The organism is Hymenobacter sp. HD11105, from assembly GCF_054051685.1.
In genome coordinates this window covers 142,729-155,720 of sequence record NZ_JBSWBR010000007.1, presented here as the reverse complement: position 1 = coordinate 155,720, position 12,992 = coordinate 142,729, and the positions used below count along the sequence as shown (strand labels likewise).

At 54.2% G+C, this 12,992-nt stretch carries 12 protein-coding genes; all 12 read left to right on the top strand.

Features of this window, described 5'->3' with window-relative positions:
• Positions 1-3 precede the first annotated feature (3 nt).
• Positions 4-240, top strand: coding sequence for a Fe-S cluster assembly protein IscX (iscX, locus tag ACW9KT_RS18525; RefSeq protein ID WP_457083138.1), 237 nt, complete (start codon positions 4-6; stop codon positions 238-240).
• A 92-nt stretch (positions 241-332) separates the two neighbouring features.
• The gene (locus tag ACW9KT_RS18520; RefSeq protein ID WP_457083136.1) at positions 333-836 is read left to right on the top strand and encodes a KdsC family phosphatase; all 504 of its coding nucleotides are present in this window, start codon (positions 333-335) and stop codon (positions 834-836) included.
• A gap of 144 nt (positions 837-980) precedes the next feature.
• Positions 981-1,175: a cold-shock protein gene (locus ACW9KT_RS18515; RefSeq protein WP_133274106.1), complete on the top strand. Its 195-nt coding sequence runs from the start codon at positions 981-983 to the stop codon at positions 1,173-1,175.
• 137 nt (positions 1,176-1,312) lie between these two features.
• Complete coding sequence (locus tag ACW9KT_RS18510) at positions 1,313-2,230, top strand: geranylgeranylglycerol-phosphate geranylgeranyltransferase (protein ID WP_457083134.1); 918 nt, start codon at positions 1,313-1,315, stop codon at positions 2,228-2,230.
• A gap of 110 nt (positions 2,231-2,340) precedes the next feature.
• The gene (locus ACW9KT_RS18505; RefSeq protein WP_457083132.1) at positions 2,341-3,543 is read left to right on the top strand and encodes a BamA/TamA family outer membrane protein; all 1,203 of its coding nucleotides are present in this window, start codon (positions 2,341-2,343) and stop codon (positions 3,541-3,543) included.
• A gap of 208 nt (positions 3,544-3,751) precedes the next feature.
• Positions 3,752-4,924, top strand: coding sequence for a BamA/TamA family outer membrane protein (locus ACW9KT_RS18500; protein ID WP_457083130.1), 1,173 nt, complete (start codon positions 3,752-3,754; stop codon positions 4,922-4,924).
• Between the two features lie 288 nt (positions 4,925-5,212).
• Positions 5,213-6,748: a bifunctional phosphoribosylaminoimidazolecarboxamide formyltransferase/IMP cyclohydrolase gene (purH, locus tag ACW9KT_RS18495; protein ID WP_457083128.1), complete on the top strand. Its 1,536-nt coding sequence runs from the start codon at positions 5,213-5,215 to the stop codon at positions 6,746-6,748.
• Positions 6,749-7,093: 345 nt separating this feature from the next.
• Positions 7,094-8,119, top strand: a complete 1,026-nt coding sequence (locus ACW9KT_RS18490; RefSeq protein ID WP_457083126.1) for a rod shape-determining protein — start codon at positions 7,094-7,096, stop codon at positions 8,117-8,119.
• A gap of 95 nt (positions 8,120-8,214) precedes the next feature.
• Complete coding sequence (mreC, locus tag ACW9KT_RS18485; RefSeq protein ID WP_457083124.1) at positions 8,215-9,126, top strand: rod shape-determining protein MreC; 912 nt, start codon at positions 8,215-8,217, stop codon at positions 9,124-9,126.
• A 35-nt stretch (positions 9,127-9,161) separates the two neighbouring features.
• Complete coding sequence (locus ACW9KT_RS18480) at positions 9,162-9,650, top strand: hypothetical protein (RefSeq protein ID WP_457083171.1); 489 nt, start codon at positions 9,162-9,164, stop codon at positions 9,648-9,650.
• A 137-nt stretch (positions 9,651-9,787) separates the two neighbouring features.
• Complete coding sequence (gene mrdA, locus ACW9KT_RS18475) at positions 9,788-11,626, top strand: penicillin-binding protein 2 (RefSeq protein WP_457083122.1); 1,839 nt, start codon at positions 9,788-9,790, stop codon at positions 11,624-11,626.
• Between the two features lie 50 nt (positions 11,627-11,676).
• A complete protein-coding gene (gene rodA / locus ACW9KT_RS18470; protein ID WP_457083120.1) occupies positions 11,677-12,969 on the top strand; it encodes a rod shape-determining protein RodA in 1,293 nt (430 codons plus the stop codon).
• Positions 12,970-12,992: the final 23 nt, after the last annotated feature.

The following is a 12,992-nucleotide window of genomic DNA, read 5'->3' as shown; positions in this document are numbered from 1 at the left end:
GATATGAATCATTTCGAGCCTCCTATTCAGTGGAGCGACCACGAAGACATTGCCATCGCACTCTACGAAAAGTTTGGGGACGAATTCTCGGAGGCAAAAATTTACCGCATTCGCTTCACTGAGCTGCTAGAATGGGTATTATCATTGCCCAACTTTGCCGGAACCCGCGAGCAAGCCAATGAAGGCCACCTGGAGCAGATCCAAGCCAAATGGGTCTATGAATGGCGCGATAATCAGTAAATGCTTCTTCTACTAGGTTACATGGCTGGATAAGTAAAAGGTCGGGTGCTGTGCAAACGACTATTTACTTATCCAGCCTTTTTAGTTTATCAATGGATACAACTATTACTTCTCCTAGCCTGGCTTCTATCCAGGCATTTATTCTTGATGTAGACGGCGTGCTGACGGATGGCACCCTGCTAGCATTCAACTCCGGCGAGCAAGCACGGGCCTTTCACATCCGCGACGGCTTTGCTATCCGGTACGCCCTGACCAAAGGCTACCGCATTGTTGTAATCTCGGGGCGGGAGGAGGAGGGCGTACGCAAACGCCTGGAATCGTTGGACGTGCGCGATATTTATTTGGGGATAGATGATAAGATGAAGATTTTCAATACTTACATCAACCTGCACCGCCTCGATCCGGCCCACATTGCCTATATGGGCGACGATAGGCCCGATGTGGAAGTGATGCGCCGCTGCGCCGTAGCTGCCTGCCCTGCCGATGCCGCCACCGACGTGCGCGAAATCAGCAATTACGTGTCGGCCCTGCCCGGCGGCCATGGTGCCGTCCGTGAGCTGATTGAGGCCGTAATGCGGGCCCAGCAAACGTGGTAGGGTTAAACCCAAAATTGAGGGGTGTTAACGCTTGGTAACTACCACGTTCCTTAACCTGGACCGTGGTTTAGAGTGGGTTGTGTTTTTACAAAATCCCTTTATATTTACCCCATCATCCATTCACCCCATTTTTTTATTTTTTTCATGAAAACAGGAACCGTAAAATTCTTTAATGAGTCGAAGGGCTACGGCTTCATTACAGATGACAATACGAAGGAAGACTTCTTCGTACACATTACCGGCCTTAACGGGGGCCAAATCCAACAAAACGACCGCGTAGAGTTTGAAACGCAGGAAGGCCGCAAAGGAGTAAATGCGGTAAACGTAAAGCGAGTGTAGGTTTACCTGCCTAGATTTTTACTTTCCAGAAAGCCTCTCCCATTACGGAGGGGCTTTCTTTTTGGGGCTTTGCACAAGATATTTGCGGTCTTACATTCTGGGGGGCATTTTTAAGCTTTCTCAATGGTTTTCGTTGTATGCTACCTCCCACTCCGTCCGCCGCTTTTACGTCAGTATCCGGCGCCGAGGAGCCCCGGGGGTGGCGGCCTGTGATCCGGCTAGTACGCTTGCCCAACCTGCTGCTGATGGCGCTGTGCCTCTTTCTGGTGCGCGCCTGCTTGCTTCAAACACCTCGACCCTTGCTTACCGCGCCGTTTGCACTGCTCATTCTGGCGTCGTTGTGCGTGGCGGCGGCTGGCTATATCATCAACGATTACTACGACGTCAAGATTGATAGTATCAATCGGCCGGGGCGCCTTGTGGTGGGGCGAGTGATAAACCGGCGCCACGCCATGATGGCCCATTTGGTGCTCACGGGCATCGGGGTACTGGTGGCAGGATCATTGTCGCCTCTGCTGGGGCTGGTGCACTTAGGGTCGGCGCTGCTGCTGTGGGGCTATTCGGCTCGGTTTAAGCGCTTGCCGCTGGTAGGTAATCTGAGCATTGGGACGCTCACGGCCGCGCTGGTCTTATTGCCCGAGCTACAACTGCGTACGGGCCAAACGGCCGTGTGGGTGTATGCGCTAGCTGCCTTCCTGCTTACCATAGTGCGCGAGGTTATTAAAGATATTGAGGATATGCGTGGTGATGCGGCCCACAAGTGCCGAACGCTGCCAATCGTGTGGGGCGTAGCACGTACTAAGTGGGTGACGGGCTTTTTTCTGATTAACCTGCTTGTGCTCATTGGGGCAGCCAGCGCACAGGCGCTGTTCGTTGCCTCTTCTCGGACGCTAGGAGTGTGGTTATTCGTAACCGTTCTGCTACCGCTGTTGGCCTTGGGATGGCGCCTGCTTCGTGCCGACCGTAAGCTCCACTTCACCACCCTCAGCGCTTGGTGCAAGTGGATTATGCTGGCTGGCGTGCTTTCTATGCTCTGGGTAGTGGTTGGCAGATAAAACAGTTTAGGTGGCTACACCGTTAGCTGTGAAATCTGAATGGGAATTGCTACCTTCTCCCTATCGTAGCAGCTGCGTTCAGTTCCCCCTACTTTCTACCGAGCCATCCTATGCGCTTTCTCTACTCGTTGCTGACCTTGAGTGTGTTGGCAGCCCCGGGCGCTTTTGCCCAAGTGTCGCCCACGACCGATCCAGCCGCGACCGCGGCTCCTGGCCTGAACAAGCCCCGCCGATCGGCCTTCGCGGCCAGCGACAAACCCAGTTTTATTCCGGTTCCGATAGCCTTTTATCAGCAGGAAACCGGATTTGCGGCTGGGGCGGCCATTTTACCCGTCTGGCGCTTTGGTACCGACACTACGGTGCGCAAGTCCAATGCCCGCCTTATTGCCTGGTTTAGCCAGGAAAAGCAAAGCACCCTTCAACTCACGCACACCATTTTTACGCCCGGCGAAAAGGTGTTCTTATCGGGCGAGCTGAGCCGTTATGATCAGAAGCTATTTTACTACGGCGTTGGGAACGACAACAGCAGTCAGGCCGAGTCGGAGCAAGAGTTCAAGCTGATTGTTTTTGATGAGAAAGTGATGCCGCGCATTGCTCCTAACCTGTTTGTGGGTTTGCGCTACCGCCTCACCAATCTGACCGATATTAGAGCGACTGGCAACGCCGAGAACGGAGCCCCCAACACGTTCCTACTCGATCCGCGTATCGATCCGCGCGAACGGGAAAATACGTTGAGCTCCGGCATCGGTCCTTCCTTGCTCTATGATGGCCGCGATAATGTGCTGACCACCTACCGTGGCAACTTCGTAGATGCCCACATTCTGGTGAATGGCGGTGCTTTAGGCAGCGACTTTAAGTTTACGCGCTATCAGCTTGATGCCCGTCACTTCCAGCCTTTGTTTGGGTCCAACAACACGATTCTGGCCCTGCAATACCTCACTCAACTGCATACTGGCGATGTGCCTTTCCGGGAGATGGGCGGTCTGGGTGCCAATTTGGGCGGCGCAATCTACAACAACGCCGCTCTGATGCGGGGCTTGTACGAAACCCGTTTCCGCGACCGGCAGATGATGACTTTTCAGGCTGAAGTTCGTCAGAAGCTGTTTTGGCGCATCGATGGAGCGGCATTCCTGGGGGCTGGGCAAGTCGGCTATAAGTTGTCGGACTACACCTTCGACGGCACCCGGTTCGCCGGGGGCGCGGGCCTGCGTTTCCGCTTCAACCGCCGCGACCGCCTCAACATTCGCCTCGACTACGCCGGCGGCACCGACACCGCCCCCAGCATTTACTTTGCCGTAGGCGAGGCGTTTTAGCGCCTTCAATCTCAACGCACATAGAACAAAAAGCCCCCCAAGTACATTTTGGGGGGCTTTTTGCTTTTGGACGAAATGAATTACCGTGCCGCCTACTGACCTTTAGTCAAAGCGCGCTGCAAATGAAGCTCAGAACAAAATCCAGATTCTTGGTCCAACGCGTATCTTCCGGCGCTGCGGCTGGTTTTGGCCGTTTTTTGTTCTGGATATGCGCTTTTTGTACGTCTGCCTGTTGGCTGGTTTTGTTGCTCACACCGCTACTGCCCAAGTTATGCCAGCGGCGCCCGACTCAGTCGGGACGCCCAAAAATGCCCCCCAGCCCACCCAAAGCAAGCGCGACAAACCCAGTTTCATCCCGTTTCCCATTGTCTTCTCGCAACCCGAAACCGGCTTGGGCTACGGAGCAGCCATTTTGCCGGTGTGGCGTTTCGGTACCGATACCACAGTGCGCAAGTCCAACGCTCGCCTCATTGCGTGGCGTACCCAGAAAAGCCAGAGTCTGGTGCAATTGTCGCACACCATTTTTACGCCCGGTGAGCGATTTTTGCTGAGTGGAGAGTTGAGCTACTACTACAAATTTCCCATTAACTATTACGGCTTTGGGCCGAGCACCGAAAGTGATGATGAGTCGGTGATAGAGTATAAAGTGTTTATTTTCAATCAACGGGTATTAAAGAGAATCGCGCCCAACTTATTCGCTGGGCTCCAATATCGTCGCACCGATCTGCGCGACGTGCAGGTAAATGCCGACATCAACGAGGGCAGCCCCACCGAGGAGCGCCCCAGCCTCCTATATGAGCGTGATGCCCGCGAACGGCAGAATACCCTGATCTCTGGCCTGGGCCCCTCCGTACTCTACGATGGCCGCGATAATGTACTCAGTACATTTCGAGGTAATTATCTGGAAATAAGTAGCTTATTCAATGGCGGCTGGCTGGGTAGCGACTACCGCTTCAGCCGTTTTCTGCTCGATGCCCGTCATTTCCAACCCCTTACTCAAGATAACAAAACCATTTTGGCCATGCAACTGGTAGGGCAGTTTCACATGGGCCGCGTACCATTTCGGGAATTAGCCAATCTCGGCGGCGACAGGATTCTGCGCGGCTACTACGAAGGCCGTTACCGCGACCGGCAGCTAGTGGCCCTACAGGCCGAAGTGCGCCGGTACTTGTTCTGGCGCTTCAATGGAGTCGTGTTTGGTGGCTTAGGCCAGGTTGGCAACAGCTTATCATCCTTTGATGAGGGTGGCATCAAAGCGACAGGCGGGGCTGGCTTACGTTTCCATTTCAACCGCCAAGACCGCCTCAACGTCCGGTTTGATTATGGGGTGGGCCGCCGAGGTTCTTCCGGCTTTTATTTCAGTATTGGCGAAGCATTTTAAGTGGGAAGGAGCCGAAAGGATATTGCCCTATTTGTTAGCGTGGCTGCAGAATAGACGGCCTTAACAAACAGCTAAGAAGCAGAAAAAAGAGAACGTTTTCCCGTAGGCCGGTTATATAGAGGTATCTATATTCAGTCAATAGGCTAGCCATATTTGACCAGATAGAGGTCATGATTTAGTGGGAATCATCCGGTTCAAAATTGAACAGTCTGGTCGTCTACTAGCTTCGGCGCGGTTCGGGTACTACCTTCGTCTCTCCATTCTTTCAGCCCAAATCCTTTTACTGCTATGTCGCTTCAGCCCATTCGCTCCGCGCTTATTTCTGTGTACTACAAAGACCGTTTGGAGCCCCTAGTGGCGGTACTTAAGCAGCACGGTGTCAAGCTGTACTCAACGGGCGGTACCCAGCAGTTTTTGGAGGAGCAAGGCGCCGAAGTAACGGCTGTGGAAAGCCTAACGGGGTTTCCTGCTGTATTTGGAGGTCGTGTTAAAACTCTGCATCCCAAAGTGTTCGGTGGAATTTTGCAGCGCCGCCACGAATCCAGCGATACTCAGGAAGCAGAGCAGCACGAGATTCCGCCCATCGATTTGGTGGTAGTTGACTTGTACCCATTCGAGGAAACGGTAGCCTCGGGCGCCGCCGAAGCCGACGTAATTGAGAAAATTGACATCGGTGGGATTTCCCTGCTGCGCGCCGCCGCCAAAAACTACCGCGACGTGCTGGTCGTGAGCAGCCGCGACCAATACGAAGCTGTGGCCGAGCTGCTGACCCAGAAACATGGCGCTACCGATCTCGATGACCGACGGCACTACGCCGCCGCCGCCTTCGCCACCACTTCGCACTACGACACCCAGATTTTCAATTATATAAGTCAGGATACAACGCTGGGGGGCAATTCTTTGCGAATAAGCCAGCAGCCCGCTACGGCTCTGCGCTACGGCGAGAACCCTCACCAAGCCGGTACCTTCTATGGTGACTTGTCAGCGCTTTTTGACCAGTTACATGGTAAGCAGCTTAGTTATAATAACTTGGTTGATGTAGACGCTGCCGTGGCTCTAATGGCGGAATTTGCTGACGGTCAGCCCGCCTGCGCCATACTCAAGCACACCAATGCTTGCGGCGTAGCTCAGGCAGCCTCCTTGCACGACGCCTACGTGCAAGCCCTGGCCTGCGACCCAGTGTCGGCTTTTGGAGGTGTGATTATTGTTAACAAGCCAGTGGACGCGGCTACGGCTGAGGAGCTAAACAAACTGTTCTTTGAAGTACTCATCGCGCCGGAGTTCGAGGAGGCCGCGCTGCCTATTCTGCAAAGCAAGAAAAACCGTATTCTGCTGCGTCAGAAGCCAGTGCAGTTGCCTGTTAAGCAAATCAAAACCTTGCTCAACGGCATTGTAGAGCAGGATTTTGACCGGCAAACCGAAACTGCCGCCGATTTCAGAGTGGTCACGCAGTCGGCGCCAACTGCGGAGGAGACTGAAGCCCTTGTGTTTGCGGCTAAAGTGTGCAAACATACAAAGAGCAATACCATCGTGCTGGCGCGGCCAGGCCAGCTTTTGGCTTCCGGCGTAGGGCAAACTTCGCGAGTCGATGCGCTTAAGCAGGCAATTGAAAAAGCCAAGGCCTTCGGCTTCGATCTGCACGGCGCCGTCATGGCCTCCGACGCCTTTTTCCCCTTCCCCGACTGCGTAGAGATTGCCGGTGAGGCCGGAATTCGAGCCGTGGTACAGCCCGGTGGCTCTATCAAAGATCAGGACAGCATCGCCGCCTGCGACCAGCTAGGCATGGCCATGGTTATGACCGGCGTGCGTCATTTCAAGCATTAAGCTACTCAGTCATTTTTCAGCAGGTAAGGCCGCAGTAGAAGCAGACAATCTTGCTCCTCAAATGTGGCCTTAACTATCTGAAAAATAAATAGTCAGCTGTGCCGTGCTTATAAGTTAAGCTCAGGCGTAGCGCAGGATGCCTAAATACTGCGTATCAGAATAAATACGGAGCCTGGGGGGCATTTCTGCTGCAATTTCGAGCAGGTTTTTTCGTTACACCACCTGCTTAACTCCAGAGCGCCCTAATTTTTACTGGTAGCGCTTCGGCCAAACTTACGTACTTTTGCGCCCTCTTTACGTGGTGCAACCCACGCATTCTCTTTTACTTGCCTCGCCGTAAACTCAATGGGTTTTTTCAACTTTCTTACCAGCGATATCGCCATTGACCTGGGAACGGCTAATACCCTCATTATTCACAACGACAAGATCGTGGTGGATGAGCCGAGTATCATTGCCAAGGACCGCACAACCAACAAAGTAATCGCCGTGGGCCGGCAAGCGCAGCAAATGCACGAGAAGACCCACGACAATATTCGCACCATTCGCCCTTTGAAGGACGGTGTAATTGCCGACTTCCACGCCGCCGAGGAAATGATTAAGGGCATGATTAAGATGATTGACACGCGCAATCGTCTGTTTCAGCCCTCGCACCGTATGGTCATCTGTATTCCCTCGGGTATTACGGAAGTGGAAAAACGCGCTGTGCGCGACTCCGCTGAGCACGCCGGCGCCAAAGAAGTTTGGATGATTCAGGAGCCCATGGCGGCTGCCATCGGTATTGGCATTGATGTGGAGCAGCCCATTGGCTCCATGATTATTGACATTGGCGGCGGCACCACCGAAATTGCAGTTATTGCCCTTTCTGGTATCGTCTGTGACCAGTCTATCAAGACGGCGGGCGATGTGTTTAACCAGGATATTCTGGACTATATGCGCCGCCAGCACAACCTGCTGATTGGCGAGCGCTCGGCCGAGAAAATCAAAATTGAAGTAGGCGCCGCGCTTACCGAACTGGACATTACGCCACCCGACTACGAAATCCGGGGCCGTGACCTGATGACGGGTATTCCTAAGGTCATTAAGGTAACCTCTTCCGAAATCGCCATCGCCTTGGATAAGTCAGTGGCTAAAATTGAGGAGGCAGTGCTTAAGGCCCTGGAAATTAGCCCCCCAGAGCTGTCAGCTGATATTTACGACAACGGCATTCACCTCACGGGCGGCGGCGCGCTGCTCCGTGGGCTTGATAAGCGCTTAGCGGCTAAAACTAAGCTGGCCATTCATATTGCCGAAGATCCATTGCGCGCGGTAGTGCGCGGTACGGGTGCTACTATTAAAAACCTGCAGGGCTTCCGCAGCGTGCTGCTGTCCTAAGTCAGTGAAGAATGCGGAAGGGAGAATGAGGAAGTGGTATTAACCTCATTCCGACACTGATTCCTCATTCCTCATTCTCCATTCTTCATTAAAAAATGCGTAACCTTTTCGCCTTCCTTTTCCGCTACCGGGGTATACTGGTGTTCGGGTTACTGGAGGTGGCGAGTCTGTACTTACTTATTCGCAATAGCTCGTACCAACGGGCCGCTTTTTTCAACTCGGCCAACGCCTACGCCGGCCGGGTGTTGGAGCTGCGCACGCAGGTGTTGGACTATTTTCGCTTAGTGGACGTGAATCGGGGCTTGGTAGCCGAAAATGCGGCCTTGCGCCAGCAGCTGTACCGCGCCGACCTCGACGGACGCCTGCCCGACAGCCTTGCGCCCGCCGTGCCTCTGCGCCCCGCCCGCCGCGATTCTATCTTGCTAGGTCTGCGCGAATTGCCCGCCAATGACCCTGATTATCCGTTGATTCCGGCCCGCGTGATAAATAATTCCCGTCGCCGCGTCGACAACTATATTACCATCAATGCTGGTACCCGCGACGGGGTGCGCCCTGGCATGGGCCTGCTTTCTGCCGACGGCGTGGTAGGCCGCGTGAAAGTTGCCAGTGAGCACTACGCCACGGCTACGTCGGTATTGCACTCTAAAACAGTTATTTCGGCCAAAATAAAGCGCGACGGCACCGAGGGTGGTATAAAGTGGCTGGGCGATGACCCGACCCACGTCCTGCTTGATCAGATTCCCCGGCAGAATGAGCTAGTGCGAGGTGATACGGTGCTGACTTCCGGCTACAATGCTGTGTTTCCGGAAGGGGTGATGATTGGCACCATCGACGCCTTCAGCAAGGAACCCGACAAGGACTTCTGGACTATTCGGGTGCGCCTGGCTGTGGACTTTTCGCGCCTTACCTACGTGTACGTAGTGAACAGCCGGCCCAAGGCCGAGCGCGATACGGTGGAAGCGCGGGCAGGAGTGAAGCCGCAAATGGAAGAGATTCGAAAGCCATGAGAGCAGCCGGCGGCTTTATTTTCTATTCGCTCTTGATGGTTTTGTACGTGTTGCTACACGTGCTGGTAGCCAGTAAACTGGTGCTGTTTGATTTGGGCTGGTGCTTTTTCTACCTGGGATTTCTCCTGTTTCTGCCCATCACAACGCCTATCGTATTGCAGCTGGTGCTAGGCTTCGGCGTAGGCCTCACCATTGATATATTCTATGACACAGGAGGCGTACATGCCGCGGCAGCCGTGCTGCTCATGTACCTGCGGCCCTGGGTGCTACGTCTGCTCACGCCCCGCGACGGCTACGACGCCGCCGACTCTGTGAACGTGCACCAGATGGGCTGGCAGTGGTTTCTGGTGTATACAAGTCTGCTAGTAAGCATTCACCACCTCGCGTTTTTTCTGCTCGAATTGGGTAGTTTTCAGATCATTGAAATTACCCTGGCGAAGGTGGTAGTGAGCACTTTATTCACGGGCATCACCCTGCTAATTGTGCAACTACTCTTCTTCCCATCGCGGCGCAACAACAGGTAAAAAAGCAGAACTTTATTTACCTGAAAAATGCTCTGGGAGTAAAGCCGCTAGTCAAACAGACTAGACAGTGACCCCCCGCGTTGTGTACCTTTGCGAACCGGTTCACTGGGCTGGGGGCATTTTTATTGTTTTTCGCTTTGCAATACCTTGAAGGTCGTAAGTACGTGGTGCAGGCCATTTTTCTGGTCGTGGCACTACTATTTGCGGCGCGTTTGTTTTATATCCAAGTGCTCGACGGCAGCTACAAACTGGCCGCTGACCGCAACACCTTACAGCGCATTGTGCAGGTGCCCTACCGGGGCCTGATCTTTGACCGCAACGGGGAGCTGATGGTGCAAAACACGCCGGTGTACGATCTGATGGTGGTGCCCCGCGAGGTGAAGCAGTTGGATACCCTTCGCCTGTGTGAGCTTTTACAATTACCCATCGAGGAGTTTCGCGCTGGCTTGCTGAACGCTAAAAAGTACTCCCGGGTAAAGGCCTCGCCGCTGGTTCAGAACCTGAGTACGCCTGAGCTGGCCGCTATTCAGGATAATCTGATCGACTTTCCGGGCTTTAGCATTAAGGCCCATATGGCCCGCTCTTACAAAACTCAAAGTCTGGCTCATGCCCTCGGCTACGTGGGAGCTATTACGCCCAAACTGCTCGAAAGCCCTAGATATGCCAAGTACTCAGCGGGCGATAATTTGGGAATCAGTGGATTAGAGTCGTTTTACGAGAAAACGCTCATGGGGCGGCGGGGCGTGCAATACCGCATGGTAAACGTGCGGGGTATTGAGAAAGGCGCCTTTCGAGGAGGCGAATTTGATACGCTTTCCGTGGCCGGGCAAGACCTACACATCAGCATCGACAGCGAACTACAAGCGTATGGGGAGATGCTGATGGCCGGCAAAAGGGGCTCTATTGTAGCCCTCGACCCCAAAACCGGTGAAATTTTGGCCTTCGTATCGTCGCCTTTTTTCGAGCCCGCCAAGCTCAGCGGTAAAGGAATGGGCAACCGGTACATGGAATTACTCAACAATCCTGAGCGTCCGCTATTCAACCGTCCGCTCATGGCGACGTATCCGCCGGGTTCGGTATTTAAGCTAGTAAACGAGCTGGTAGCCCTGCAAATGGGTGCCGTGACGCCTTACACGGCCTTTGCTTGCAACCAGAGACTGGTGAAGTGCACCCACAACCACGAACACCCCAGCAATGTGGGCATTGCCATCAAGCAAAGCTGCAATCCCTATTTCTACCAAGTAATGCGTTCGGTGGTGATGCGCGGCCGTTCCCGCAACCCCAAAGAAGATGCCCGCCTGGGCCTGGCGGAGTGGCGGAGGCAAGTGATGTCGTTTGGGCTGGGCCAGCAGTTGGGCGTCGATTTGGGCTCGGAGCGCAAAGGTTCTATTCCTTCGCCCGAGCTATATGACAAAATGTATGGGCGTAATGGCTGGAACTTCCGCACTATCTATTCTTTGAGCATTGGGCAGGGCGAAATTGGAATTACAGGCCTGCAAATGGCTAACATTATGGCCACTATTGCCAACCGGGGCTACTACTATACCCCTCATTTCGTGCGTGGTGTCGGGCAGGGCGGACCGCTGCCGGAGTATAAGGAGCGTCATTACACCAATATTGCCCCCCAGCACTTCGATGCTATCATTCCTGGGATGCAGGCCGTAGTAGACGGGCGTGGGGGCACGGGCAATTTGGCTAGCCTGGCGCAGTTTGGGATTTCGGTGGCTGGCAAAACCGGAACAGTACAGAACTCCCACGGCCCCGACCATGCCACTTTCGCTGCCTTCGCGCCGGCCGAAGATCCGCAAATTGCCATTGCGGTGTTTATCGAAAATGCTGGCTTTGGCGGTACCTCTGCTGCTCCTTTGGCCTCGCTGATGATTGAGAAATATCTGCGCCGCACTATTGTCCGCACCCATTGGGAAGAGTGGGTGCAGGGAGAAGCCTCCAAGTTCATTAAGAAGAAAAAGCATTGACCTGTCGCTAGCATCAAGCACAGTTCCCAACTTCTACCTATCACTTACCAGTGCCTTCCTCCCCCGCCAGATACAGTCGCAGCCTTGATTGGGTAACCATCGGCATCTATGCCTTGATGGTAGGCTTGGGCTGGCTCAATGTGTACGCAGCCAGCTACTCGCCTGATGCGCCGGCTAATTTCGCTGGTCAGGGCTTTCAGGAGCTAATGGCTTACAACTGGTTCAAACAAATCCTCTGGATTGGGACGGCGGTAGTGCTGATGGTTATCTTGGTCGTGGTCGATTATAAGGCGTACGACACGTTTGCCTACGTTTTTTATGCTGTTGTAGTCGTGCTGCTGCTGGTTACGCTGGTCATTGCCCGCCCCATTGCGGGGTCCCGGTCGTGGTTGGAGCTAGGGCCTGTACGCTTGCAGCCGGCTGAGTTTGCCAAGTTTGCTACTGCGCTGGCCGTATCGCGCTATATGGCTGGTATTAACCTGCGCCACCAGAACTGGCGCGACCAAGCGGTACTGGCCGGACTTACGTTGCTCCCCCCGCTGCTCATTATAGCCTCCAACGAAACCGGACAGGCACTGGTGTTTGGAGCTTTTCTGCTGGCATACTTCCGCGAGGGCATGTCGCCGCTGATACTTATCATTCTGGCTGCCGCGGGCATTATTCTAATTTTGGCCTTGCTGGTGCCGAAGCTGTGGCTAATAGGCGGCATTACGCTGATTCTGGGGGGCGTTTTTCTGGTTAATTCCAAAGTCATGCGCCACCATTTGCCCTTGTCGCTGACCGTGTGGGCGGTGGTAGTCGGGATGGTATTCGGGGTCGATTTCTTCTTCAATGAGGTGCTTCAACCCCACCAGCGCAAGCGCATTGAGGTGCTTATCAATCCGTCGGCTGATCCGTTGGGCGTCGGTTGGAACGTGACCCAATCCAAGATTGCCATCGGCTCGGGCGGACTGATGGGTAAAGGCTTTCTGGAGGGCACCCAAACCAAATTTGACTTTGTGCCCGAGCAAAGCACCGACTTTATTTTCTGCACCGTAGGCGAGGAGTGGGGGTGGACGGGCAGCGTGGTGGTTATTATCCTGTTTATGGCCCTGCTGATCCGCTTAGTGTATGTGGCGGAGCGTCAGAAATCGGTGTTTGGGCGGACTTACGGCTACTGCGTGGCCAGCATTTTCTTCTTCCACTTTGCAGTGAATGTGGGCATGACCATTGGCCTAGCGCCGGTGGTGGGCATCCCGCTGCCGCTGTTTAGCTACGGTGGCTCCTCGCTGTGGTCGTTTACCATCCTGCTGTTTATTATGCTGGCCATCGACGCTTACCGTAAGCAGGATTTGGTACGCTAGGCACTAGCAGAGCATTTGGGCCT

Bases quoted from the DNA above. Each gene is read 5' to 3' on its own strand.
- iscX (WP_457083138.1), top strand. From the start codon at position 4: ATGAATCATTTCGAGCCTCCTATTCAGTGGAGCGACCACGAAGACATT.
- ACW9KT_RS18520 (WP_457083136.1), top strand. From the start codon at position 333: ATGGATACAACTATTACTTCTCCTAGCCTGGCTTCTATCCAGGCATTT.
- ACW9KT_RS18515 (WP_133274106.1), top strand. From the start codon at position 981: ATGAAAACAGGAACCGTAAAATTCTTTAATGAGTCGAAGGGCTACGGC.
- ACW9KT_RS18510 (WP_457083134.1), top strand. From the start codon at position 1,313: ATGCTACCTCCCACTCCGTCCGCCGCTTTTACGTCAGTATCCGGCGCC.
- ACW9KT_RS18505 (WP_457083132.1), top strand. From the start codon at position 2,341: ATGCGCTTTCTCTACTCGTTGCTGACCTTGAGTGTGTTGGCAGCCCCG.
- ACW9KT_RS18500 (WP_457083130.1), top strand. From the start codon at position 3,752: ATGCGCTTTTTGTACGTCTGCCTGTTGGCTGGTTTTGTTGCTCACACC.
- purH (WP_457083128.1), top strand. From the start codon at position 5,213: ATGTCGCTTCAGCCCATTCGCTCCGCGCTTATTTCTGTGTACTACAAA.
- ACW9KT_RS18490 (WP_457083126.1), top strand. From the start codon at position 7,094: ATGGGTTTTTTCAACTTTCTTACCAGCGATATCGCCATTGACCTGGGA.
- mreC (WP_457083124.1), top strand. From the start codon at position 8,215: ATGCGTAACCTTTTCGCCTTCCTTTTCCGCTACCGGGGTATACTGGTG.
- ACW9KT_RS18480 (WP_457083171.1), top strand. From the start codon at position 9,162: ATGGTTTTGTACGTGTTGCTACACGTGCTGGTAGCCAGTAAACTGGTG.